Below are 23,580 nucleotides of genomic sequence, written 5' to 3' on the forward strand. Positions count from 1 at the left end.
ATGGGGCCGGGCGTCAAACACCGGCCCAACTGTTACCACTGTAATCAACCGGATGAGCAGCACCTATACTTATTTATTATCGGTCAGGAGTCCACGAAACAATGTTATCATATGAACAGGTTATTTGATCTGGCCGCAGCACAGGCCACCGCACGTCCCAACAGCATTATGCTTGCCTCAAAAGTAAACGGTGCCTGGCAAACCCTTACCTGCCGGGAAGTAATGGAACAGGCCGCCGCCTTTGCCGATGGATTACTGGAATTGGGGATACAAAATGATGAATTGCTGCCGGAGAAACAGGAGAAAATAGCCCTCGTGTCACAAAACAGGCCAGAGTGGATTATTGCCGACCTGGGTGTTCAGCAAACCGGCGCCATACTCACACCCATTTATCCAACGATCAGCCCCACCGAATTTGCGCTGATCCTCAACGAGGCAGAAGTACGCATCATGATTTTCGCCGGTAAAGAGCTGTACGACCGCTTCCAGCCAGCGTTTAAAGATATTCCTACACTCACCCATGTATACACGTTTGATGAAGTACCAGGCGTTAAGAACTGGAAAACACTCACTGCTTCCCCCGCCGGTGAAGCCAAACGAAAAGCTGTATGCGACCGCATTGCCAGCGAAACGGTAGCTACCATCATCTATACCTCCGGCACCACCGGCACTCCCAAAGGAGTAATGCTCACACACCGCAATATCGTGAGCAATGTCATCGCCTCCATGCCGGCGTTTTCGTTTGCCCGCAAAGATGATCGCTGCCTCAGCTTTTTACCGCTGAACCACATCTTCGAAAAAACAGTGACGTATATCTATATACAGGCAGGTCTCAGTATTTACTACGCCGAAAGTATGGATACCATTGGAGATAATCTGCGAGAGATAAAACCAATGGTATTTACCTGTGTGCCCCGCTTGCTGGAAAAAGTGTACGAAAGGATTATGGGAAAAGGCATGGAGTTGAAGGGCATCAAACGGGCGCTGTTCTTTTGGGCGGTCGACTTAGGCAAGCGATATGACAACATAAACCGGGGTAGCATTTTCTATCGCGCACAGCTGGCCCTGGCCAATAAACTCATCTTCAATAAGTGGCGGGAAGCGCTGGGCGGCAGGGTAGACGCCATTGTGAGCGGATCGGCCGCTATGCAGGAAAAACTCATCCGCATTTTTACTGCAGCTGGCATCATCGTGATGGAAGGTTATGGCTTAACAGAAACTTCCCCGGTTATTTCCGTGAACCGCATTGAAAGTAAAGACCGCCGCATTGGCACCGTAGGTACGCTGATCGACGACATAGAAGTGAAGCTGGCTGAAGATGGAGAAATTATTTGTCGCGGGCCCAATGTCATGCTGGGTTATTATAAAAAGCCCGAACAAACGGCGGCCGTTATTTTACCGGATGGCTGGCTGGCCACCGGCGACATAGGCGTTTGGGTAGAAGACCGGTTCTTAAAAATCACCGACCGGAAAAAGGAAATATTCAAAACTTCCGGCGGAAAATATGTGGCGCCCCAGGCCATTGAAAACAAGATGCGGGAAAGCCCTTTTATCGCGCAAATGATGATCGTAGGCCCCGGCCGTAAGTTCGTGTCGGCGCTGATTGTACCGGGCTTCGACCAGGTGCGGAACCGATTGGCCGGTCAGGGCATCGCCTTGCCGGATGATAACCGGGAACTGATCAAACTCCCGGCCGTTATTCAACTGATCCAGGAGCAGGTGGACCGCTACAACCCCCTCTTCGGACACGTAGAACAGGTAAAGAAATTTACCCTGCTCCCGGGCGAATGGACCGTCGATAATGGCATTCTCACGCCTAAGCTCTCGCTCAGGAGAAAAGTGGTAGAGCAACAATTCGAAAAAGAAATAAACGCTATGTACGAATAAGCTGCCAGCTAAAGTCGTTGTATATTTGCAGCGTTATATGCAGGTACCTCCATCCATAGCGCTATCTGGTTTTATTAAACATTATCTTTTCCTGGAAACGACCACGGAAGCGGTAAAGCAGCTCCGGCTATTTGCCGACGGCCATACCGGCTGGGTGTTTTCGTTTAAAGACCAGCTGATCCGCGGGTTTACCCCCGAGGGTACACCTGCTTATTTGCCTGATAACTTTGTATACGGACAGGTAAATGCTTTCCGCGACCTGTATGGCCATGGGCATATTTCGCTGATGATCGTGGTGTTTCACGCACATAGTATCTACAGCCTGTTGGGCATCCCTTCCGGTGAACTCAAAGACGATATTTTGCCAACAGCCGAACTATTCGGTTCTGGAGCAGGGACCTTGTACGACAGACTACTGGAGCAACCCGATATCTCGGAAAAGATCAGGTTGGTAGAAGACTTTTTCGGTGCGTGGTTATCCGGGAAAAGTTTTCCGGTGCAGTCGCCCGTAACTGCCGCCATGCGCTTTATTGCCGCCAGCAAGGGCCTGGTAACTGTAACAGCGCTCACCCAACTAACGGGATACCACGAACGAAAACTGGAGCGGGCATTTACAGCAGGCATCGGTGTTTCTCCCAAGCAGTTTGCGGGGATTGTAAAGCTGCATGTATTCCTCCGTTGCCTGAAAACATCGTCCTCTTCCACACACCTTACCTCCCTGGCATATGAGGTCGGTTATGCTGATCAGCCGCACCTGATCCGGGAGTTTAAAAAATATACCGGACTCACCCCTTCCCAATACCGGCACCAGGTACACCCGCTGGCGGTCAACTTCCTGGCATTGCGATCGCCCGGAGCTTAAAAAAAATGCATTTGTCGGATTTGTACATTTTTCCCTCAATGGGAGCCATTAGTTTTGCGCTATAACCAAATAGCCATGAACAATATGAAAATTGCCACCGCACAGTTTGAAAATAAGAGCGGTGATAAAAATTACAATCTCTCCGTGATCGAAAAACTGGCGGAGAAAGCTGCCAACGAAGGAGCTAACGTGGTTGCCTTTCATGAATGCTCCGTTACGGGGTACACCTTTGCGCAGCACCTCAGCAAAGAACAAATGCTGGAGCTGGCAGAGTTTATTCCACAAGGTCCCAGTATAACGCGGCTCCAGGAGATAGCTGCCCGCTATAACATCGTGGTGCTGGCCGGCCTATTTGAGAAAGATGAGCAACAACGCCTCTTCAAGGCCTATGTATGCGTAGATAAAAATGGACTGGTAGCCAAATACCGGAAATTACATCCTTTTATTAATCCTCATCTTAACCCCGGTGATGCCTACTGTATTTTTGAGATCCAGGGCTGGAAATGTGGTATCCTGATTTGTTACGACAACAATATTATCGAAAACGTGCGGGCTACCCGCTTACTGGGCGCTGATATTATTTTTACGCCGCATGTAACGATGTGTACGCCTTCTACCCGCCCGGGAGCCGGGTTTGTGGATCCGGTGCTGTGGGAGCGCCGGGAAACAGATCCTACTTCCCTGCGACTGGAATTTGATGGTATGAAGGGGCGCGACTGGCTCATGAAATGGCTGCCGGCACGGGCCTACGATAATGGAGTATATATAGTTTTTTCCAACCCCATTGGTATGGATGACAACCAGCTAAAAAATGGTTGTGCCATGGTAATAGATCCTTTTGGAGATGTGATCGCGGAATGTCGCACCCTGGGCAACGATGTTATTACCACTACCATCACTCCCGAAAAGCTGACACAGTCGGGCGGTTCCCGGTATATCAGGGCGCGGCGTCCCGACCTGTACCGCGATATAATCGGGCAGGAACATGCGCCGGAACAAAAGGTGGTATGGCTGAATAAATAATTAATGGACGGCATATGGCTTAGATACGATTATCTCCCGGAAATACCCTATTTTGGTTACACCCGCGGAGTGTAACCTTGCCGGGAGATATTGTAAAAGCAAGTCGTTATATGCTTACATCGGTCATCGAGTATATCCTGCTCGTTTTTATTATCCTATTTTTTGTACTGCTGGCGCAACAGCTGAAGATCGCCTACCCGATTGTGCTGGTGCTGGGTGGTCTCCTGGTGAGCCAGTTTCATTTTCTTCCTTCCATACAAATCAACCCGGAGCTGATCCTGTTGATCTTTTTACCGCCCTTGTTATATGAAGCTGCCTGGTATACTTCGTGGAAAGAGTTTTGGCGATGGCGAAGAGTGATTGCCAGTTTTGCTTTTCTCATTGTTGTATTTACGTCCCTGGTGGTGGCGGTGGTATCGAATGCATTGATCCCCGGATTTACGCTGGCACTGGGCTTCCTGTTAGGAGGCATTGTATCGCCCCCCGATGCCGTGTCGGCTACTACCATCCTCAAATATGTAAAAGTACCGAAACGGATTTCTGCGATACTGGAAGGAGAGAGCCTGATGAATGATGCCTCCAGTTTGATTGTATTCAGCTTTGCTAAAACAGCGGTGATGACGGGCGTATTCGTATTCCACGAAGCGTTGGGAAGCTTTGTGGTGGCCATTGTAGTAGGAGTGGCCATCGGGCTGGCGGTAGCAGTGATATACTATGGAATTCACCGCTGGTTGCCTACCAGCACGCAGATGGATGTAGTGTTGACGTTAACGGCGCCTTATGTGATGTACATTGCAGCGGAATCGCTGCATGGTTCCGGCGTACTGGCGGTTGTCAGCGGGGGGCTTTTCCTCTCCTCCCGCAGCATGCGTATCTTCAATTACCGTAGCCGCCTGCAGGGCGCCAATACGTGGGCTACGCTGGGGTTCCTGTTGAATGGACTGGTGTTTATGCTCATCGGGTTGGAGCTGCCTGTTATTATCCGTGAGCTGGGAACCGTGAGCATAGGCGACGCTATTAAATATGGGTGTATCATTACCGGCGCACTGATTGTAACGCGCTTGTGTTGCACGCTGGGAGCTTCGGTATTCACGGTATTTATCAGTCGCTATATTACTACCGCCGACAACCGTCCGGGATGGAAAGGCCCCATCATCATTGGCTGGGCGGGCATGAGGGGTGTGGTGTCGCTGGCGGCCGCCTTGTCTATCCCGGTGTTAATGAACAATGGTCACCCTTTTCCGCAGCGTAACCTGGTGTTGTTTATCACGTTTACGGTGATCCTGCTCACATTGGTGGTACAGGGGTTGACCTTACCGGTGGTGATCCGTTGGGTGAAGATGGAAGACCCCGACAAAGTCTGGTCTACCGAAGAGCAGGAAGAAAAGATCCGCGAGGCGCTGGTTGATCATAGTATTCAATACCTCGATGCCCATCACACCAGCGATATGCAGGCCATCGTGGAGCTCAGGGATCTGCGGACAGACCTGGCTGCCGGTAAGGCCGTTGCCATCCGGCACAAACGGCCGGGCATGGACCATGAAGGATATAAAAATGTATTCCTGAAAATGCTGGATCATCAGCGGTATGTACTGCATGAGCTGAATAAAGACCCGCATATGGAGCATGAAATTATCCGGAAGTACCATGAACTGGTGGATATCGAAGAAGAGCTGTTGAGGATGAAGTCGGAAGAAAGCGAATAGAACTCCTGCATAAATAGTACCTTGCCGGCATGAAAATGAGTCATTATCTCCGGCAGGGAAAGTCTGAAAATTACCAGGATGCAGAAGCGAAAGGTTTGTTGAAAGCCGGTGAGGTAGCAGCGTTGCTGTCGAAGCGTTTTAATACGAAGATCGCGGCAAAGGAGCTGGAGGTATTTGCCTCCGAATGGCATCATGCCGGCGTATTTAAGCGGGCAGCTTCCGGTAAGCTGGGCGGGCGCCGGGTTTACTTCTTTTCGGCCACCGATATTGATCAGATCTCCCTGGAAAAAATACAGGCCAACAGGGTGGCTACTGCCAGCAAGCCTGCACCCGATACCCGGGTGGTACAAGGTTGGTATCCCCAGTTTTTTCGTATGACCGACCCCGTTACCCGTAAAACTTTTTCCAAACCTTTTATCGGTGTCTATAAAGGACGGGCCGACAAAGCGCCTAAAGGATTTGCACCATTGGATGAGAAAGCTTTTGCTGCGGCTGAAATGCAGCGGGGTAAAGCACTGAAGCCCGGGGAGGTGCCGGTTTTTTAAGGACGCATTACGTTTTGTCGTATCATGGCCGGCATCCCCACACTTGGGGAACCGCTGCATCGGGATTACAGCTTTTTTACTTATCTTAAATGAAGAAAATCATCCACGATATGAAAAGCATACCTACTTTGCCACTGGTGTCGAAATATGTTGCAGAGCAACCACGCTTTACTTTACTGGATTCCGTTACCAACAGGATGATCCTGGTTGTTTTTTGCAGCATTTTCAGCTTCCTGTTTATGTATATTTTTCTGCCATTTAATATTAACATCTGGTATGAAGGGCAGCACCTGGCCCTGATGCCCCTGTTCCTGATTTTTACTTTATGCGGGGTAGCGGTGCTCTGTATCACCCAGTTTGCCCTGGCAGGCTGGAAAGTGCGCCGGAAACTAACCAATGCCACCTACGGTGGCTGGTTTTTGGGAGAAGTATTGCTGGTGTCACTACTGGTCACCATCGTAAATGTGTCTATCACGGATACATTCTTTTTTACCTGGACCGAATTTATCAATACCCTCCGTTATACCTCCCTGATTTTTCCATTGCCTTATTGTATTGCCCTGCTTTGGTTTTTTACCCGGGAGAAAATAGCCCAGCTCAAAAGCCTGGAGAAAGACAAAGACCAGGTAGTGGTGAAAACGGAAGAAAACTGCATCCTGATCCGTGATGAACATGATAAGCCTGTATTAACCCTGCATCCTGGTAAGCTGCTGCTGGTAAAGGCAGAAGATAATTATGTACAGGTATATTACCTGTCGGGTAACCAGGTTTGTAAAGAGCTGGTGAGAACATCCCTGAAGAAACTGGAAGGTTATTTATCGCCCCGGCATTTTGTGCGGGCACACCGTTCTTACCTGGTGAATATTACTAAGGTGGTACTTTTTAAGAAAAATACAAAAGGACATTACCTGGAGCTGGAGGGATTACATGATCTTCCGGTACCGGTATCGGCTACCTGTTTGCCGGTGTTCCAGGAACGATTCACCCCGGCCGCCTGATTTCTACCCCTAATAGCCCCATTTTCGCCCCAAAGTCTTACGGGGTAATACTTCCCCTTTCGGTATTTTATTAATATCGCTGTATCACACATTGCCTTTCATTGCCCATTTAAAATTAACAACCAAGCCATCTAAAATCGTTCTGCCGATGTTTAAATCCACTTTTATAAGTATGGTTTGCCTGTTCGGGTTACAGTTTGTTGCTACCGCACAGATTGTCATTTCAGGAAATGTTCGGAACAGCGTTACCAAAGAAGTAGTACCTGTAGTATCTGTTACCATGAAAGAAGCTCCCAACGGCGACTATACCAACGATCAGGGGAACTTTAAGTTCTCCACCCGGAAAACATATCCTGTTACCCTTATACTGTCATCGGTTGGCTTTGAAACAAAGGAAATCACCGTTTCCGGTCCCGGTTTCCAGCGGGTGGAATTATCACCTGCCTCGGTATTGGGTAAGGAAGTGGTGGTTTCCGCCAGCCGCTTTGTACAAAAGAAGATTGAGTCGCCCGTCACCATCGAAAGGATCGGTACCAAAGACATCATCAACTCCCCGCAGCCCAGCTACTACAACATGATCCAGGGCCTCAAGGGGGTTGACGTTACCACCTCCAGCCTGTTGTTTACCACCATCACCACCCGTGGCTTTAACACCAGCGGCAATACCAACTTCACCCAGATTGTAGATGGTATGGACAACCAGGCCCCGGGACTCAACTTCCCCATAGGTGCTATCATCGGGCTTACAGAGCTGGATGTGGATAACCTGGAAGTACTGTCCGGCGCCTCGTCCGCACTGTATGGCTCCCGCGGATTAAACGGTACCATGGTGATGACCGGCAAAGACCCGTTTAAATACCAGGGCCTCAGCGCCCAGATCACCCAGGGTGTCAACCATGTAAAGAAAGGGAAGTCTAACGACCCGTTGGGACCGTCGCCCTATTACGACTGGACGGTGCGCTGGGGAAAGAAAGTGAGCGATAAGTTTGCGTTTAAAATAAATGTGCAGTACACCCAGGCGAAAGACTGGATGGCCAACGATACCACGAATACCAACGGCCCCGGTGGTCCCCGGCAGGATCCTAACTACAATGGCGTAAACATTTACGGTAGTAAGACTTCGGTAGACATTAATCCCTTCCTGGAAGGCGCCCTGGCGCAAGTACCGGAACTGGCGCCTGTTATCAACCCCATGCTGGCAGAAGGCAGTCACTATGTGGCCCGCACCGGCTACCCCGAATATGGTTACCTGAGCAGCGATGCCAAAATGTTTAAAGCCAACGTAGAACTCCGCTATAAGATAAAACCTAAGCTGGAAGCTATTTTATCTGGCACCTACGGCCAGGGTAACGCGGTATACAGCAATGATACCCGCTATGCATTGACCGGCTTTCACCTGGGCCAGTACCGGGCAGAACTAAAGGCCGAACACTGGTTTGTTCGTACCTATACCAGCCGCGAAAATTCCGGGCACACCATCATTGCCATGCCCACGGTACAGCTGATCAACGAAGCCTGGAAGCCCAGCTACAACGCCAATACCGGCGATGGCTGGTACCCGCAGTATACCAGCGCTTTACTGGAAGCCATGTCGCAGGGTAAAAGCTACCTCGATGCCAGCAATATGGCCAGGGTATTTGCCGACCAGGGCCGGCCCGATGCCGGCAGTCCCCAGTTCCTGCACCTGAAAGACAGTATCTCCAGTATCCCGACGTCTAAAGGAGGTACCCTGTTTACCGACCGAAGTCGCCTGTTCAACACAGAAGTACAATACAACTTTACCCACCTGGTGAAGTTTGCAGAGCTGATTGCAGGACTTAACTACCGCCTGTACCGGCTGGACTCCAAAGGCACCTTATTCCCCGATAATGATGCCCCGATCGATGTAGCAGAATACAGCGCTTATGCTCATCTCACCAAAAAAGTAATACACGATAAACTCAGCCTGGCGGCGGCATTCCGGTACGATAAAAATACCTTGTTCGCCAAGCCCCGCATCACCACCCGGGTATCGGCTGTACTGGAAGTAAACAAGGAAAGCTTCATTCGCTTCTCTTACCAGAATGCCTATAGCTTCCCTTCCAATATCCAGTCGCTGCAAAGCACCCTGATTGATTACAACAGCTTCGCTTCCGGGGGCTCCGACCGCCTGCTGAATGGGGTATATCATTTTGATAAATACCCGGCTTACACCTTGAGCAGCGTAGATTCTTTCCAGCACAGTAAAAACCCGGCCGACCTGAAACAGTTCCAGCTGAAAGATATCCGGCCGCAGTCTGTAGATGCGTTTGAGTTAGGATACTCTTCCCTGATTGCAGGCAGGGTATTAATTGATGTATTGGGATACTATTCCACCTGGAAGAACTTTATCGGCTATGTAAACGTAGCCAACACGCCGGGAACCGACGATCCACAGGCATTCCTGGACCACAGCAAATATATTCAATACAATATCGCCTATAATGGCGCCGAAAAAGTAAATACCTATGGCTATGCAGCCAGCGTGAGCATCGATTTCTCCCATCACTTCCTGGGAAAAGTCAATTTCTCGTCCGACTTCCTGAAGAACCGGAACAACAGCCAGGTAAACAATTTCAACACGCCCAATTATAAGTTTAACGTAGATTTTGGTAACACGGGTTTTGGTAAAAAAGAACGTTATTCATTCAACACCACCTTCCGTTATCGCCCGGCTTATTTTTACCAGATAGGCTTCGGAAGCGGTACGGTGCCGGCTTCTGCGGTGATCGATGCCCAGGTGAGCTATCGCTTGCTCCAGGCGCATTCCACGATCAAGCTGGGTGGTACCAACCTTACCAATACCTATTACAGGAATGGCTTTGGTAGTCCTGCTATTGGCGGTATGTACTATATCACTTTTGCCTACAATGTTTTCTGATAATAAAAAATAAATTACATGAAACGATACACACACTACCTGTTGTTGTTATCCTTGCTGGCGGCCTGTAAGGGGTCGGAAGTAAAAGATGCCGGAGATGCCGGCGGTTATAAGAAACAGCTCAGCTTTGGTCCCGGAGAGGAAACAAAAATAGCCGAAGCGTTGCTCACGCTCACCGACAGTAGCAACATTACCCTGAAAGAGGGACTGTACAAATTTGATAACCTGAGCATTGCCCAGCTAAAACATATCAAAATACAAGGCGCTGGTCCGGATAAAACGATCCTCGATTTTTCGGCGCAAAGCCAGGGTGGGGAAGGTATCCGGGTTACCGATGTAAAAGGGTTTACCATCGATGGTCTTACCCTGAGGGATTCCAAAGGCGACCTGATCAAGATCAACAAAAGCGAAAATGTGGTGATCACCAACCTGCATGCGGTGTGGTCGGTATCAGATTCTACTACCGGCGGATATGCCATCTACCCGGTAATGTGTAAAAATGTGCTGGTAGAAAACTGTTACGCGCAAGGTGCTTCCGATGCGGGTATTTATGTAGGGCAAACCGATAGCGCCATTGTACGAAAATGCAAAGCATATAAGAACGTAGCCGGATGTGAAATAGAAAATACTTCCCACGCAGAAGTATATGATAATGAGTTTTGGGGAAATACCGCCGGCTTCCTGATTTTTGACTTGCCGGATTTATCTAAACGGGGTGGTTTTGTAAAAGCGTACAACAACTATTTTCACGATAACAACGAACGTAATTTTGCTAAATCAGGCAGCTTTGGCTCTACCTGGGGCGTTGGTAATGCAGCTCCCGGCAGCGGCGTGGTGATTTTAGCGGCATCTGATATCGATCTCCATCACAATCGTATTATCAACAACAACTCCAGCGCTATTTCTGTCGTATCCGGATTTTTTATCGATGAAAGTGCGGGATCAAAGATCAATGATCACTATTTCCCGATTCCCCGCAATGTGCATATCCATGATAACACCATGGAGGTGGCGAATGCGTTTCCACCGGCTGTTTATGAGCATCATACCGGTAAAATACTGGTAGGTATTGAGCAGCAGCTCAATGCGATGGATCCGTCCCGCAAAAATGCCCGGTTGCCATTTATTACTTATGATGGGATTACGACCAATCTGCTCACAAAAGGCACAGCGGTGAATCCGGACTCACTCTGTATTCAGCAGCAGGGCCCTAATCTATTTGTGAATGTAGATGCGATGAATATGAAATCGAAGACCTGGCATCCCAGCACGGATGTGACACCTTATGTTTGTAAATAAATTTTTTTCGAGAGATGAGGAAGCTTTGCTTATTGATATTGTGTGTAATACTGTGGCTGGCCGCCGTGCAGAGTTGCCAGCAACGCCCGGCGCCTGCTGTGGTGGCCGGACCGTTTCAGTTTAAAGATAAATTGTCGGACTACGGCTTTTTTACCGGCGCACTGAAAACGCTCACTCCCCGCAAAGGCGTAGTGAATTATGAATTAGCCACGCCACTGTTTACCGACTATGCGGTAAAAGACCGCTTTGTAGTGGTGCCGGAGGGAAAACAAATCCATTATACCGATCACGGTGCATTGGATTTTCCCGATTCGACTTTCATCATTAAAAACTTCGCTTACACCAGCCCTGCACACGAAAAGGTAATGATAGAAACCCGGCTCTTATTCAGGGATCCGGCCGATCATCAGTGGAAAGTGATGAATTACCTCTGGAATAAAGACCAGCAGGACGCCGGCAAGTGGATACTGGGCAAGAGAATCCCGATCACCTTCCTGGACGATAACGGGCAGGAGCAGTCGACCATATACCAGGTGCCCAATACCAATGATTGTAAACGCTGCCATATCAACAACAGCGTACTCACGCCCATTGGTCCCAAGGCGCGTAACCTCAACTACGTACGTCATGGACAAACGGCCAACCAGTTGCAGGAATGGGCTACCAATGGACTATTGGCGGGTATGCCTGCCCTGGATAAAGTACCGCAACTGCCCGACTGGAAAGACAGTGTACACTTTAGCGTGAGTCAGCGTGCCCGCGCCTACCTCGACGTGAACTGTGCGCATTGCCATACCAAGGGCGGCGATGCCTATAATACCGGTCTATTCCTGGAATACGAACAAACCGGGGCCGATCACCTGGGCATGATGAAATCGCCGGTATCGGCCGGTGGGGGCGCCGGCGGGCTCGATTACGATGTAATCCCCGGAGATGCACAGCATTCTATCCTGGTATACCGGATGAATAGTATTGAGCCTGGTACGGCCATGCCGGAGCTGGCCCGTACAGTGATTCATAAAGAAGGCGTAGCGCTGATCCGGCAGTGGGTGAATGAGATGAAGCCGGGGCGTTAATTACGTGGATTTAAATGAAATAGTGAAAGTCGCCTGCTTGCGGGCGACTTTTTTATGCATGATAACTGCAATATTATGTATAAAATATGTGTTTTTTATTTAAAAATACATATTTTTGCGTAAAATGCGCAAATAATGCTTATTTATTTCAAAGTTGCGAACTATAAATCTATCAAGGACCCTGTGGTAATTAACTTTACTGCAACGGGTATCAGTGAACATGCAGATACACACATCACGACAGTGGCCAACACGCCGTTACTGAAATCTATTTTGTTATACGGACCTAATGCCAGCGGAAAGACTAATATTTTAGAAGCGTTTTTACATTATCGTTATCTCATCACTAGTTCTGCGAAAGAAAGCCAGGGTAATGAGGCAATTGAGGTACAGCCTTTTTTATTAAATACGGTGACGGCTAAACAACCGGTTTTTTTTGAAGCCAGGTTTATTTTGAATGGTGTGAAGTATAGATATGGTTTTGAGGCAGACAAAAAAATTATTCATAAAGAGTGGTTACTGGAAGCGAAAGCAGCGAAGGAATATCCAGTGTTTTTAAGAATAGGGCAGGATATTGAGATCGATGGAAAGCGTTTTGCAAATGCAGAAGGATTAGAGAAAAGAACAAGAAAGAATGTATTATTCTTATCAGTGGCGTCTCAATGGAATGTAGCGAAGGCAGAAAAAATTAATGCCTGGTTTGGGAATGCCTTCACTATTCATGGATTATTGGATACTGTATATGAAGATTTTACCCTGAATATGTTGGAAGATGAAAAGTATAAACATAAAATAAGGGATTTTGTCAGCAAAGCAGATTTAGGAATTGCGGACCTCGAAGCATATAATATGCTTTCAAGAAAGGATGATTTTGGCAGTGATGATTTTTTCGGCCCAAGGTTTAACACACATTTGACGGAGATGGAGAGAAAGTCAAGGGCTGCATTGACCTGGCATAAGGTATTTGATGAGCATAATAAGGAGGTAGACATGTACCCTTTTGTTATGCGCACGCAGGAATCCGAGGGAACCAAAAAATATTTTAACCTGATAGGTCCATTAATCAAGGCATTGGAGCAGAACTACCTGGTGGTAATAGATGAATTTGACGCGCGTTTTCATTCGCTGTTATCAAAGGCAGTAATAGAGCTGTTTAATAACAATCCCCAGTCACAGGCACAATTATTTATTGCCAGTCATGATACCGCTTTGCTGGATAAAGAGTTGCTTCGCCGGGATCAGATTTACTTTGTAGAGAAAGACGGTTTTGGTGCCACCCAGGTAACGTCATTGGTGGAATTTAAAATACGCAAGGAAGCGCCTTATGATAAGAACTACCTGGAGGGAAAATTTGGCGCCATACCAATGATTGATAACCTGGAATCAGCCCTGAAAAAATGAGTAAAGGCAGGAAGGAGTCATTCAATGATTTGCTGCAATCATTGAAGACAAAAAAGGTAGAAACCCCGAAATCGGTGGATGTAATTGAAGAGCGTAAATATTTTTTAATTGTATGCGAAGGTGTTAGAACAGAACCCATCTATTTCAATTACTTCCGGAATTTTTTGCCGCCAAGGCTGCTGGATACAATCCAGGTAGATGGCGCCGGTTGCGATACCATCGATGTTGTCAAAAGAGCGGTTGAGGAGAAAAAGAAGCGGGAAAAGCACAAGCTGAAACCGCCCTATGATGAAGTATGGGCGGTGTATGACAAAGACGATTTTTCCGATACACGATATAACGGCGCCATTGCCCTGGCCAAAAAGGAAGGTATTCAAAGTGCCCATTCGAACCAGTCATTCGAGTTGTGGTATGTGCTCCACTTTCAATACCTGGATACCGCCGTTCAAAGAAAGGACTATATACCAATATTAAGTAAGAACCTGGGATTCCCCTACATGAAAAACAGCGAAAGGATCGTAAAAACATTGTTTGAATCCGGAAAAGTGAAGGAAGCCATTGCCCGCGCAAAAAAACTGGATGCCCGGTATGGTGGTAATGCTCACGCCGGCTTTTGCCCTCACACCAAGGTACATGAATTAGTGACGGCACTCCTCAAATATACCCGGCAGCCTTATATTAAATAATAATTTAAGCATATGTTTAATGTGTCAATGCTTTCGTACGCAATTCCTGTTTTGAAAAATGTTAATTATTTTTATTTGTAATTAATTGATTATTAAATATAACTATTTTCCTCATCAGGAAAACTCCTCATTTTTTTCCCGATTGCGTAAATCATTTTCCCGATCTGATACACCAAACAAACTGAATCGCTGCAACTTTGCGAAAAATATTAGTAGTTGAAGCATTTATACTTTATTCTCAGTCTCATTTTAATAAACCTTACTGTACTGGCGCAAAACGGCACCGTTAAAGGAAAGATCACTTCTGCAGATGGACAGCCTGCCGGCTTTGTAACCATCGGGTTAAAGGATACCAAAAAAGGCGCCCTCACCGATGAAGAAGGTCAATTTATCATCAAAAATGTAAAACCAGGTAATTACGTCCTGGTAGTTTCCTATACCGGTACTAAAACCCTCCACAACAATATCACCGTGGCTGCCGACGAGGTAACCGCCCTGCACCTGGCCCTGGAAGCAACTTCCAGCCAGCTGAATGAAATTGTGGTAGATGGTACAAGAACCCGCACTATCAATAAAAAGCCGGTGAGCATCGGCAAATTACCGGTACCCGTGATGGACCTGCCCCAGAGCGTGGCTATCATCGGGCATGAAGTGCTGGAAGACCAACAGTCGCAGCGCATGAGCGATGTAGTGAAAAATATCAACGGCGTATACATGGCCTCCACCCGCGCAGGTACCCAGGAAGCTTTCAACGCCCGCGGATACGCATTTTCTTCTACCAACATGTTCAAAAACGGCGCCCGCGTGAACTCCGGTGCGATGCCGGAAATGAGCTCCCTGGAAAGAATAGAAGTGCTGAAAGGCAGCGCCGCTATCCTCTACGGCAACGTAGCGCCAGGAGCAGTGATGAACATGGTGACCAAACAACCTAAATTTAACTTCGGCGGAGAGGTAAGCCTCAGAGCCGGTAGCTTCGGACTCCTGAAACCCGCTTTCGATGTATACGGTCCTATCTCCAAAAAAGTAGCATTCCGGGTAAACGGTACCTTCGAAACGGCCGACAGCTACCGCGACCAGGTACACTCCAAACGTTATTATATCAACCCATCCCTGTTGTTTAAGTTGAGTGACCGTACCGAATTAGTAGTACAGGCCGACTACCTGAAACACGACTTTACACCGGACTTCGGTATCGGGTCTATCTCCGATACAGCCATCATGAAAGTACCACGCAATACTTTCTATGGAGAAGCCTGGCAATATGCACATACCCAACAAACGACTGCCTCTGCCAATATCCGCCATAAGCTGAGCAAAGACTGGTCGCTGAACGGTATCGTGTCTTACTCTAAGTACCAACGTGATTACTACGCATTAGAAAGAATACAGGTACAGTCCGACGGTAAATACAGACGCCTGCTGGGCAGAAATGCTACCAACGAAGATTATTATTCCGGTCAACTGGATCTTACCGGTAAAGTAAGAACTGGTTCCCTGGAACATACTATCCTCGCCGGTGTGGATGCAGATAGATACCTGACGGGTAACTATGTTTATACCGTACCTACTGTATTGCCAGGTACAACTGGTGTCTATGATAGTATCAATGTGTTTGACCCTGCTAAATATAACCGTAGAACCGATCTACCTTCATCTGCACTTAGCACCGTTACCAATAACCCAATCAACAGGGTAGGTGTATATGTGCAGGATTTAGTCAGCATTTCAGAAAAATTGAAAGTACTGGCGGGCGTTCGTTACTCTTACCTGCAAACAGAAGCTACAGCAGCATATGATTTTAAAGGTGGTAAAACAGTAGGCAAAGGAAAATATGACCAGGCATTTTCTCCCCGTTTTGGTATCGTGTATAAGCCAATCGCTAATACAGCCATCTTTGCCAGCTACTCTACTTCTTTTACACCTAATACCGGTAATGATATATACGGTGAAACCCTAAAGCCTTCTATCATTAGCCAGTATGAAGCAGGTGTTAAAAACGATTTCTTCAACGGCTTACTGTCAGTAAATGTAACAGCTTACCGCATCCGGAATAACAACTACGCACAAACGGCGCCATACCTGAAAGATGGTGCGCAGAATAACAACACGCTTATCAAAACGTTGATTGGTGAAACCCTGAGCCAGGGTGTGGAACTGGATATCGCCGGGCACCCGCTGCCAGGACTGGATGTAGTGGCGGGGTACAGCTACAACAACATGACCATCGAAAAGACCTCTGGCCTGAAAGGTAGCTCTATAGAAGGAGAACGCCTGGTAGGTAACCCTAATCATACTGCCAACGCCAGCGCCTTCTATACTTTACAGCAAACTAAATTGAAAGGACTGAAATTCGGTGCTGGATTTTATTACATCGGTCAACGTTACGCCGGCTGGAACAATACTGTAGGTCAGTCACAGCCATTCAGCCGCCTGATCTCTGTACCAGGTTTCTCCACCCTCGACCTGAGCGCTGGATACAATTTCAAACGTTTTGCAGTAATGGCCAAGGTATCTAACGTTACCAATACTTATAACTACTACGTACACGAAAACTATAGCATTAACCCGATACCGCCTACACAGTTTACCGGAACGGTATCCTATAAATTCTAAGGGAATGTAAAAACGCGACAGCCGGTTCTTTTAAAGAACCGGCTGTCGCGTTTTATAGAAGATGTCAGTAAGCTATTTACACCCGCCCGCTACCAGCGGAATACTATCAAACTTCAATTTATCATTGTCCAGGTTAAAAACCGGTTGGCCGAGGCGGTCCACGCTTTCCGGCAAGGCTTCATAGGCCTGTTCCCCGGAAATCTTAAAAATAGCCGGCCTGGAGCTTTCCACTCCCTCACTGAAGAAAGTATATTTACCCCGGATAATCCCGTTGTGCAGCACGCCATTGAATTTGCCGGTATTCTTATCCTTCTCAAAGAAATTATAAAGGAGCGCACCGGTAGCTACGCTGTCAGAAAAGGAGATGCTAAGCTGGATAGTATCTCTGCCCATAATTTTAGCATAGCAATGTGTAGTATTCTTTTCTTCAGCAGGTGCGGCGGTAGTCAGTGTATCCGTTGCCGTAACGGCCTGTTTGGATGCCTGTTGATGGCAGGATACCAGGATGTCTGCTGCCAGTACCAGTAAGATAATAGGTGTTTTCATACCCTTAAATTAACACTATTTTATTTCCCGGAAAGAAATTGTAATTATGTGGCATCATGAAAAAACTGATCTGCTCCTGGTTATGCTGCCTGTTGGCGGTTACCTGCTTTGCCAAATATGAAAACCTGTCTGATACTGCATCTACCGTGGCCGACTGTCGCAAATGTATAATAGTGGCGGAACAATCGCAACATCGTATCGTGATTGTAAATATCACTACCGGGGCCGTGATCTGGGAGTGGAAGCCGGAATTATCCAACGTCCAACCGGCGCATGTTAAATGGTTCAGCAATCCCAGCGATGCCAAAGTGGTGTATAATAACCAATACATTTTAACCAATGCCTCCGGCGGGGGCGTAGCCCTTATCCGCATTGCGGATAAGAAAACCGTGTTTTATGCCTATGCCGGCGGTAATACGCATTCGGTGGAGCTATTGCCAGATGGCAATATCGTAAGCGCCTCCAGCACGGGCAATTACCTGATGCTGTTCAGAACCGATACCCTTCACTATCCCGATGGCGTATATACGAAAAAGATAACCGTGGCTTTTGGGCACAACGTGGTATGGGACGCTGCCGGCAAACGCTTGTGGACCGCCGCCATGGATACCATGCACGTATTCCGTTATAACTTTAACTGCCAGGCCCCCGACCTGGTGCCGGAAGCAGCTGTGGCTATTCCCGGAACGGAAGCCCATGACCTGTTCCCCGTATATGGCAAAAATAGTTTATGGCTTACGAACACGACCAACGTATATACTTTCGACATAAAAACCAGGAAAGCCACGCAGGCGCCCGTCATACAACATGATATTAAAAGCGTATCCTCCGGACCCGCCGGTTACCCGGTGCTGCTGGTGAAACCCAGGGAATCGTGGTGGACAGACGAAGTAATAGATGCCAGCGGGCATACTGTCTTCTCCCAAAAAGGCTGGAAAATTTATAAAGTGAGATGGGTATTGCCCAATACCTTCAGCTACCCGGCCCACGATCAGCTGCATCTTTGCCGCTAAGGCGCGCCAAATTTAATTTTCGTACTTTTGCGCCAAATGCAAAAAGAAAAATACTCCGTAAGTAATATACTTACCAATCTTAAGATCGATTCACTCAACGACATGCAGCAGGCATCGGTAACCGCTAACCAGCAACATGCCAATGTAATCCTGCTGTCGGCCACCGGTTCCGGTAAAACACTGGCGTTTTTACTGCCCATACTGGAAAGACTGGATCCTGCCAATAAAAATACCCAGGCCCTCATCGTAGTGCCCTCCCGGGAACTGGCCCTGCAAATAGAAAAGGTGTTCAAACAAATGGGCACCGGCTATAAAATTACTGCTTGCTATGGCGGGCACCTGCGGGAAACCGAAGAAAATAATCTCATTCAGCCCCCGGCAGTTATTGTAGGTACACCCGGACGACTGGGAGATCATATCCGTCGCGAGAATATTACCGTTGCCGCCATTGAAACACTGGTACTCGATGAATTTGATAAAACCCTGGAACTTGGCTTCCAGGAAGAAGTATCCTTCATCGTGGAATCATTGCCCAATATCAAAAAGCGTATCCTCACCTCCGCTACAGAAGCCGTGGATATCCCGGCATTCCTGGCGCTGGATCAACCGGCAAAGCTCAACTTCCTGCCGGAAAACGGTACGCCGGCTGAAAGGCTCGCGATCAAACAGGTATTATCGCCGGAAAATGATAAGGTGGATACCCTCTTCCGCCTGATCTGCTACCTGGGCAACCGCTCTACCATTGTGTTCTGCAACCACCGCGATGCCGTAGAGCGTACCAGCAAAATGCTGTCCGAGAAAAGTATTATCAATACCTTCTACCATGGCGCCATGGAGCAGCAGGAACGCGATGCTGCCCTCTGCAAATTCCGTAATGGGTCCGTAAACGTACTGGTGACCACCGATCTGGCCGCGCGTGGACTCGACATTCCCAATATCCGCTACATCGTTCACTTTCACCTGCCACATACAGAAGACAGCTGGACACACCGTAACGGTCGTACCGCCAGGATGGAAGCCAGCGGCACTGCTATCGTGATCCTCGCGCCCGATGAAAAGCTGATGCCTTACCTGGCCGATGAAACCATCGAGACTATTGAGCTGCCCGAAACAGCGAAATTGCCCGAGAAACCTAAATGGACCACGCTGTTCATTGCTGCCGGCAAAAAGGATAAGGTAAATAAAGTAGATATCGTAGGCTTCCTCGCCAAACAAGCACACCTGAAAAAAGAAGATATCGGCTTAATTGAAGTGAAAGACTTCTTTTCATTTGTAGCCGTGGTGAAATCCAAAGTAGGACACGCCCTGGAACAGATTAAGAATGAAAAGATCAAGAATAAAAAAGTGAAGATTGATATAGCGAGATAATAACGCTTTATATATAGTTGGGGGCAGTGGTCGTTGGACCACTGCCTTTTTTATTTTTTCTCGTAGCGACAGGGTGATGTAATCCTTATTTCCCTTCGGGGTAATAAGACTGCGTTACTTCAATCACGCCCACAATATGATCATTAAACGCTTCGAGCTCCTCCGCCGGTACCCATAATTCGTTGTGTATAACTCCACCTACATTCTCCACAGGATACCTTTCCAGGAAACTGCTATCTACTGCAAAGCGGGTTACAAAGCCAGATCCGTATGCCGGAACATTCCATTCTACTGAAATCTGGATCGCATAAGCCTCGTTCATAACGGGATAAAAAATGGGTTGATCCGGTTTCCGGGGCGGGAATCTTTTCCACCCCGACTGCTCTATTAGTTTTAGTTCATCGGGACCTACAGGGCGATATAAGGTGGTTAACTCCATTGCAGATAATTTGTCTAATTTTAGTTACGAATATAACATAATGGCTACGAATACCCAACTCCGCCGGAAGGACATCCCACAGTATGTATTGAATGATTTCCGGCATCTGCACCGGATGGAGCAGGATACTTCCGATTTTGGTTACAGCAACCTGGATGCAGCCAGGCGTATACCCGGCTTTGAAATATACTCCAGCGAAGGGTTGCGGCCGGCAGTAGGACCGCTGAAGTCCGACTTCTACCGGATCAGCATTACCCTGAGCGGTAGTGTGGACGTGCAATTGGGGCTGGAGCAGTTTAAACACCGGCCAGGTACGCTCAGCTTTACTTTTCCCGGCCAGGTATTCAGTAAAGACAATATCAGTGCAGATACATTCGGCTACTATATTTTATTCAATGCCGACTTCCTGGAAGATATTATCCCGGCGGCGAAGATCCCGGTGGAGTTTCCTTTTTTCGACTATTCAGGCGTACCCTTTGTACAGCTGGAAGTTGCCGCCATTACAGCGGTAGCAGACTTTGTGAGAAAGATCAACGAAGAGCTGCAGCAGCACCGGTCCGGCTGCGAAAAGGCTATCCATATGTACCTGTACCTCTTATTGCTGGAAGTAAAGCGAAGCTATGTAGCACAGGGACTGGATGCTACGGCCACGGATATACGTAATGCCTACCTGGTACCACGGTTCAAAAAGCTGGTGAGCCAGCATTTCCTGGCCAAGAGAAAGGTGGCCGATTATGCCACGCTGCTGGGCGTTACCCCTAATCACCTGAATCGTACGGTAAAGGAAGTCACCGGTCATACCGCTTCGGAGGCCATTGCCGATATGCTGGTACAGGAGGCTAAAGCAGCGTTGCGGTATACAGATACTTCCGTGGCGGAAATTTCATGGCGACTGAATTTCAGCGACCCTGCCGGCTTTAACCGGTTTTTCCGGGAACAGACCGGGCAAACGCCGCTGGCGTTTCGTAAAAATGCATAATCGGGTTAATACAATGCATGATTGCGATAACAGTACCACGCTTTTTATGCCGCAACTTTGTGAGCATAAAAGTTAACGATATGTCTACCTCATTTGAAAGTAAGAAAGTAGTGATTGCCGGCGGTTCTTCCGGCATTGGATTAGCCACCGCAGCAGCATTGATACAACAGCGGGCGCAGGTAACTATTACTGGTCGCGACGCTGATAAACTGGCCCGGGCAGCGGCCGCTCATCCCGGGTTACATACGGCGGCGATGGACAGCTGTAACAGAACGGCACTGGATCAGTTTTTCCAGGCCCATGGGCCTATCGACCACCTGGTGATTGCATTGAGTGGCGCCAAGGGAGCCGGTACTTTTGCCGACTTGTCGCTGCAGGAACTGCGGGAAGGATTTGAAGGGAAATTCTGGCCACAGCTGAATACTTTACAGGCAGCCTTGCCCTATGTGAATAAAACAGGCAGCATTACCCTCATTACCGCGATATCCGCTATTACGCAGGCACCTGGCGTATCCGGGCTGGCCGCCATCAATGGCGCGCTGGAGTTAATGATTCCTTCCATTGCCCGGGAAATACAACCCTTACGTATCAACGCTGTTTCGCCGGGCGTGGTAAATACCGCCTGGTGGGATTTCCTGCCTGCGGAGGCCAAAGCAGCCACGTTTGAACAGTTTGCCACGCAAACACCGGTAGGCAGGGTAGGAGAGGCGGAAGAGATAGCAGACAGCATCCAGTTCCTGATGCGAAACAGGAATATAACGGGAACGATTATACGTTGCGATGGGGGATTGTGTTTGTAGTAAGTCGGTGACTATTTAGGGCGCAGGGATTTCATCACCTGTTGAAATACCTGTCGCAGCATCTCCGTGGTAAGGGAGAAGGGCTTGCCCGACATGCTGGCATTATCGATATGAAATTTGACTAACGTATAGAATGCGCCATAGGCAACAGCCCAGAACACTTCTATGGGCAGGGAAATAATTTCTCCCCGGTTCATGGCATTTTGAGTAAACCGCTGCATGGCCGCTTTGAAGGCAAATTCCGGGGAACCGTCCTGTTTTTCGATCAGGGGAGAGTTACGGAACTGCTCTGCAAAGCGGTAATGCAGCGGGTATTGCGTAATATACTGATAGCGGTTGTACCACTGCTGCCATAACCCGGTTTCAAAATCCACCTCAGGGTCAAATCCTTTCATGGTTTCTTCTACAAAGGTGGCGGCAGTGGCAGCATACAGCTGGTTGAGCAAGTCTTCCCGGTTCTTGAAATAGATATAGATCGTAGATACTGATATATTGGCCGCTTTGGCCAGTTTATGCATACTAAGTCCATCAAATCCTTCCTGGACAATCATTTCCATTGCCTTCTCGCGGATGGCCAATGCCTTATTTTCATCTTTAATACGCATAAAGACAAAGATAAAAGAATGATTGTTCTTTTTAGAATATTTATTGCAGGAAAGCCAGGGAACCACCGGCCGGCAGCTCATAAGCTTCTTTGCCTGCTTCGAAGATGCGGGCGCTTAGGGTACCTTCCAGGGTGAGTTGCCTGCCCCTGGCGTAAATCCAGCTACCTTCCCGCAATCCCAGCACGGGGGTAGTATTTTGCGTGTGGTATTCTTTGATCCTGGTTTCCCGGGTTTCGCCCATATGCTGGGAACCCTCGATGGGGTCCAGGTAATGTGGATTAAGATTGAAAGGAATCAGCCCCATGGTGGCAAAACTGGGGGGATATACAATCGGCATATCGTTGGTATTTTGCATTGACACGCCCCCAATGTTGCTGCCTGCGCTGCAACCCATGTAAACGGCGCCGGCTTTCACGGCTTCTCCCAGGATATTCATCAGGCCTTTTTCATGCAGCTGTTTTACCAGCAGGAAGGTATTGCCTCCGCCGGTGAAAAAGCCATTTGCCCCGGCAATGGCGGCTCCCGGATCATCGAAAGTATGTAGCCCCCGCACTTTTACACCAATAGCCGCAAAGGCTTCGGCAGCCCTGTTGGTATAATCATCATGCGAAATCCCTCCCGGGCGGGCATAGGGAATAAATATGATCTCGTCTATCCCTTCGTACAACACTTTCATGGCCGGTTGCAGGTAAGCCAGGTAAGTTTCCCCAAACAAGGTAGAGGTGCTTGCCAGTATAAAATGTTTCATAGACCATAAAGGTACAGAAAAGCGGAAATCGGAGCGCAAGAAGCTCGCTGCTTCCCGCTTCTCAAAAAAAATATTATTTTTAATTGT

Annotated in this window: 20 protein-coding genes; 16 read left to right on the forward strand and 4 right to left on the reverse strand. The window is 48.1% G+C overall.

Annotated features, from left to right (window positions below):
- Positions 1 to 111 precede the first annotated feature (111 nt).
- The 12 genes from HGH91_RS18605 (at position 112) to HGH91_RS18660 (ending at position 16,995) form a co-directional block, all read left to right on the forward strand.
- The gene (locus HGH91_RS18605) at positions 112 to 1,887 is read left to right on the forward strand and encodes an AMP-dependent synthetase/ligase (RefSeq protein ID WP_168740309.1); all 1,776 of its coding nucleotides are present in this window, start codon (positions 112 to 114) and stop codon (positions 1,885 to 1,887) included.
- A gap of 37 nt (positions 1,888 to 1,924) precedes the next feature.
- Positions 1,925 to 2,749, forward strand: coding sequence for a helix-turn-helix domain-containing protein (locus HGH91_RS18610; RefSeq protein ID WP_211092352.1), 825 nt, complete (start codon positions 1,925 to 1,927; stop codon positions 2,747 to 2,749).
- 75 nt (positions 2,750 to 2,824) lie between these two features.
- Positions 2,825 to 3,772 (forward strand): nitrilase family protein, encoded by a 948-nt coding sequence (locus HGH91_RS18615; protein ID WP_168740311.1) that lies wholly within the window; start codon positions 2,825 to 2,827, stop codon positions 3,770 to 3,772.
- 110 nt (positions 3,773 to 3,882) lie between these two features.
- Positions 3,883 to 5,478 carry a Na+/H+ antiporter gene (locus tag HGH91_RS18620; RefSeq protein ID WP_168740312.1) on the forward strand — a complete coding sequence of 532 codons (1,596 nt, stop codon included), beginning with the start codon at positions 3,883 to 3,885 and terminating at the stop codon, positions 5,476 to 5,478.
- Positions 5,479 to 5,507: 29 nt separating this feature from the next.
- Positions 5,508 to 6,023 (forward strand): hypothetical protein, encoded by a 516-nt coding sequence (locus HGH91_RS18625; protein WP_168740313.1) that lies wholly within the window; start codon positions 5,508 to 5,510, stop codon positions 6,021 to 6,023.
- A gap of 110 nt (positions 6,024 to 6,133) precedes the next feature.
- Positions 6,134 to 7,021: a LytTR family DNA-binding domain-containing protein gene (locus tag HGH91_RS18630; RefSeq protein ID WP_168740314.1), complete on the forward strand. Its 888-nt coding sequence runs from the start codon at positions 6,134 to 6,136 to the stop codon at positions 7,019 to 7,021.
- Between the two features lie 148 nt (positions 7,022 to 7,169).
- Complete coding sequence (locus tag HGH91_RS18635) at positions 7,170 to 9,920, forward strand: carboxypeptidase-like regulatory domain-containing protein (RefSeq protein ID WP_168740315.1); 2,751 nt, start codon at positions 7,170 to 7,172, stop codon at positions 9,918 to 9,920.
- Between the two features lie 18 nt (positions 9,921 to 9,938).
- The gene (locus HGH91_RS18640; protein ID WP_168740316.1) at positions 9,939 to 11,219 is read left to right on the forward strand and encodes a parallel beta-helix domain-containing protein; all 1,281 of its coding nucleotides are present in this window, start codon (positions 9,939 to 9,941) and stop codon (positions 11,217 to 11,219) included.
- A gap of 14 nt (positions 11,220 to 11,233) precedes the next feature.
- Positions 11,234 to 12,295 (forward strand): SO2930 family diheme c-type cytochrome, encoded by a 1,062-nt coding sequence (locus tag HGH91_RS18645; protein WP_168740317.1) that lies wholly within the window; start codon positions 11,234 to 11,236, stop codon positions 12,293 to 12,295.
- 135 nt (positions 12,296 to 12,430) lie between these two features.
- Positions 12,431 to 13,696, forward strand: a complete 1,266-nt coding sequence (locus HGH91_RS18650; protein WP_168740318.1) for an AAA family ATPase — start codon at positions 12,431 to 12,433, stop codon at positions 13,694 to 13,696.
- Positions 13,693 to 14,382, forward strand: coding sequence for an RloB family protein (locus HGH91_RS18655; RefSeq protein ID WP_168740319.1), 690 nt, complete (start codon positions 13,693 to 13,695; stop codon positions 14,380 to 14,382). The genes HGH91_RS18650 and HGH91_RS18655 overlap by 4 nt, the downstream gene beginning before the upstream one ends.
- A gap of 216 nt (positions 14,383 to 14,598) precedes the next feature.
- Positions 14,599 to 16,995 (forward strand): TonB-dependent receptor, encoded by a 2,397-nt coding sequence (locus tag HGH91_RS18660; RefSeq protein WP_168740320.1) that lies wholly within the window; start codon positions 14,599 to 14,601, stop codon positions 16,993 to 16,995.
- 72 nt (positions 16,996 to 17,067) lie between these two features.
- Here the strand turns inward: HGH91_RS18660 and HGH91_RS18665 are convergent, their stop codons facing one another.
- A complete protein-coding gene (locus HGH91_RS18665) occupies positions 17,068 to 17,541 on the reverse strand; it encodes a hypothetical protein (RefSeq protein WP_168740321.1) in 474 nt (157 codons plus the stop codon).
- 56 nt (positions 17,542 to 17,597) lie between these two features.
- Here HGH91_RS18665 and HGH91_RS18670 point away from each other — a divergent pair, with 56 nt between their 5' ends.
- Complete coding sequence (locus HGH91_RS18670) at positions 17,598 to 18,554, forward strand: DUF6528 family protein (protein WP_168740322.1); 957 nt, start codon at positions 17,598 to 17,600, stop codon at positions 18,552 to 18,554.
- Positions 18,555 to 18,590: 36 nt separating this feature from the next.
- On the forward strand, positions 18,591 to 19,922 hold the full coding sequence (locus HGH91_RS18675) for a DEAD/DEAH box helicase (RefSeq protein ID WP_168740323.1): 1,332 nt from the start codon (positions 18,591 to 18,593) through the stop codon (positions 19,920 to 19,922).
- An 85-nt stretch (positions 19,923 to 20,007) separates the two neighbouring features.
- Here HGH91_RS18675 and HGH91_RS18680 read toward each other — a convergent pair whose 3' ends face one another.
- The gene (locus tag HGH91_RS18680; RefSeq protein ID WP_168740324.1) at positions 20,008 to 20,361 is read right to left on the reverse strand and encodes a hypothetical protein; all 354 of its coding nucleotides are present in this window, start codon (positions 20,359 to 20,361) and stop codon (positions 20,008 to 20,010) included.
- Between the two features lie 40 nt (positions 20,362 to 20,401).
- Between HGH91_RS18680 and HGH91_RS18685 the strand changes: the two genes are divergently transcribed.
- On the forward strand, positions 20,402 to 21,340 hold the full coding sequence (locus HGH91_RS18685; RefSeq protein WP_168740325.1) for a helix-turn-helix domain-containing protein: 939 nt from the start codon (positions 20,402 to 20,404) through the stop codon (positions 21,338 to 21,340).
- Between the two features lie 80 nt (positions 21,341 to 21,420).
- The gene (locus tag HGH91_RS18690; RefSeq protein WP_168740326.1) at positions 21,421 to 22,140 is read left to right on the forward strand and encodes an SDR family oxidoreductase; all 720 of its coding nucleotides are present in this window, start codon (positions 21,421 to 21,423) and stop codon (positions 22,138 to 22,140) included.
- Between the two features lie 11 nt (positions 22,141 to 22,151).
- Here the strand turns inward: HGH91_RS18690 and HGH91_RS18695 are convergent, their stop codons facing one another.
- Together HGH91_RS18695 and pepE are read right to left on the reverse strand one after the other, a co-directional pair.
- On the reverse strand, positions 22,152 to 22,745 hold the full coding sequence (locus tag HGH91_RS18695) for a TetR/AcrR family transcriptional regulator (RefSeq protein WP_168740327.1): 594 nt from the start codon (positions 22,743 to 22,745) through the stop codon (positions 22,152 to 22,154).
- A gap of 40 nt (positions 22,746 to 22,785) precedes the next feature.
- Positions 22,786 to 23,493 carry a dipeptidase PepE gene (gene pepE, locus HGH91_RS18700; protein ID WP_168740328.1) on the reverse strand — a complete coding sequence of 236 codons (708 nt, stop codon included), beginning with the start codon at positions 23,491 to 23,493 and terminating at the stop codon, positions 22,786 to 22,788.
- Positions 23,494 to 23,580: the final 87 nt, after the last annotated feature.

It is taken from the genome of Chitinophaga eiseniae (assembly GCF_012641265.1).
In the GTDB taxonomy this organism is placed as follows: domain Bacteria; phylum Bacteroidota; class Bacteroidia; order Chitinophagales; family Chitinophagaceae; genus Chitinophaga; species Chitinophaga eiseniae_A.

Excerpts from the sequence above, each read along its gene's own strand:
- HGH91_RS18605 (WP_168740309.1), top strand. The coding sequence starts at position 112 with ATGAACAGGTTATTTGATCTGGCCGCAGCACAGGCCACCGCACGTCCC.
- HGH91_RS18610 (WP_211092352.1), top strand. The coding sequence starts at position 1,925 with ATGCAGGTACCTCCATCCATAGCGCTATCTGGTTTTATTAAACATTAT.
- HGH91_RS18615 (WP_168740311.1), top strand. The coding sequence starts at position 2,825 with ATGAACAATATGAAAATTGCCACCGCACAGTTTGAAAATAAGAGCGGT.
- HGH91_RS18620 (WP_168740312.1), top strand. The coding sequence starts at position 3,883 with ATGCTTACATCGGTCATCGAGTATATCCTGCTCGTTTTTATTATCCTA.
- HGH91_RS18625 (WP_168740313.1), top strand. The coding sequence starts at position 5,508 with ATGAAAATGAGTCATTATCTCCGGCAGGGAAAGTCTGAAAATTACCAG.
- HGH91_RS18630 (WP_168740314.1), top strand. The coding sequence starts at position 6,134 with ATGAAAAGCATACCTACTTTGCCACTGGTGTCGAAATATGTTGCAGAG.
- HGH91_RS18635 (WP_168740315.1), top strand. The coding sequence starts at position 7,170 with ATGTTTAAATCCACTTTTATAAGTATGGTTTGCCTGTTCGGGTTACAG.
- HGH91_RS18640 (WP_168740316.1), top strand. The coding sequence starts at position 9,939 with ATGAAACGATACACACACTACCTGTTGTTGTTATCCTTGCTGGCGGCC.
- HGH91_RS18645 (WP_168740317.1), top strand. The coding sequence starts at position 11,234 with ATGAGGAAGCTTTGCTTATTGATATTGTGTGTAATACTGTGGCTGGCC.
- HGH91_RS18650 (WP_168740318.1), top strand. The coding sequence starts at position 12,431 with ATGCTTATTTATTTCAAAGTTGCGAACTATAAATCTATCAAGGACCCT.
- HGH91_RS18655 (WP_168740319.1), top strand. The coding sequence starts at position 13,693 with ATGAGTAAAGGCAGGAAGGAGTCATTCAATGATTTGCTGCAATCATTG.
- HGH91_RS18665 (WP_168740321.1), bottom strand. The coding sequence starts at position 17,541 with ATGAAAACACCTATTATCTTACTGGTACTGGCAGCAGACATCCTGGTA.
- HGH91_RS18670 (WP_168740322.1), top strand. The coding sequence starts at position 17,598 with ATGAAAAAACTGATCTGCTCCTGGTTATGCTGCCTGTTGGCGGTTACC.
- HGH91_RS18675 (WP_168740323.1), top strand. The coding sequence starts at position 18,591 with ATGCAAAAAGAAAAATACTCCGTAAGTAATATACTTACCAATCTTAAG.
- HGH91_RS18680 (WP_168740324.1), bottom strand. The coding sequence starts at position 20,361 with ATGGAGTTAACCACCTTATATCGCCCTGTAGGTCCCGATGAACTAAAA.
- HGH91_RS18685 (WP_168740325.1), top strand. The coding sequence starts at position 20,402 with ATGGCTACGAATACCCAACTCCGCCGGAAGGACATCCCACAGTATGTA.
- HGH91_RS18690 (WP_168740326.1), top strand. The coding sequence starts at position 21,421 with ATGTCTACCTCATTTGAAAGTAAGAAAGTAGTGATTGCCGGCGGTTCT.
- HGH91_RS18695 (WP_168740327.1), bottom strand. The coding sequence starts at position 22,745 with ATGCGTATTAAAGATGAAAATAAGGCATTGGCCATCCGCGAGAAGGCA.
- pepE (WP_168740328.1), bottom strand. The coding sequence starts at position 23,493 with ATGAAACATTTTATACTGGCAAGCACCTCTACCTTGTTTGGGGAAACT.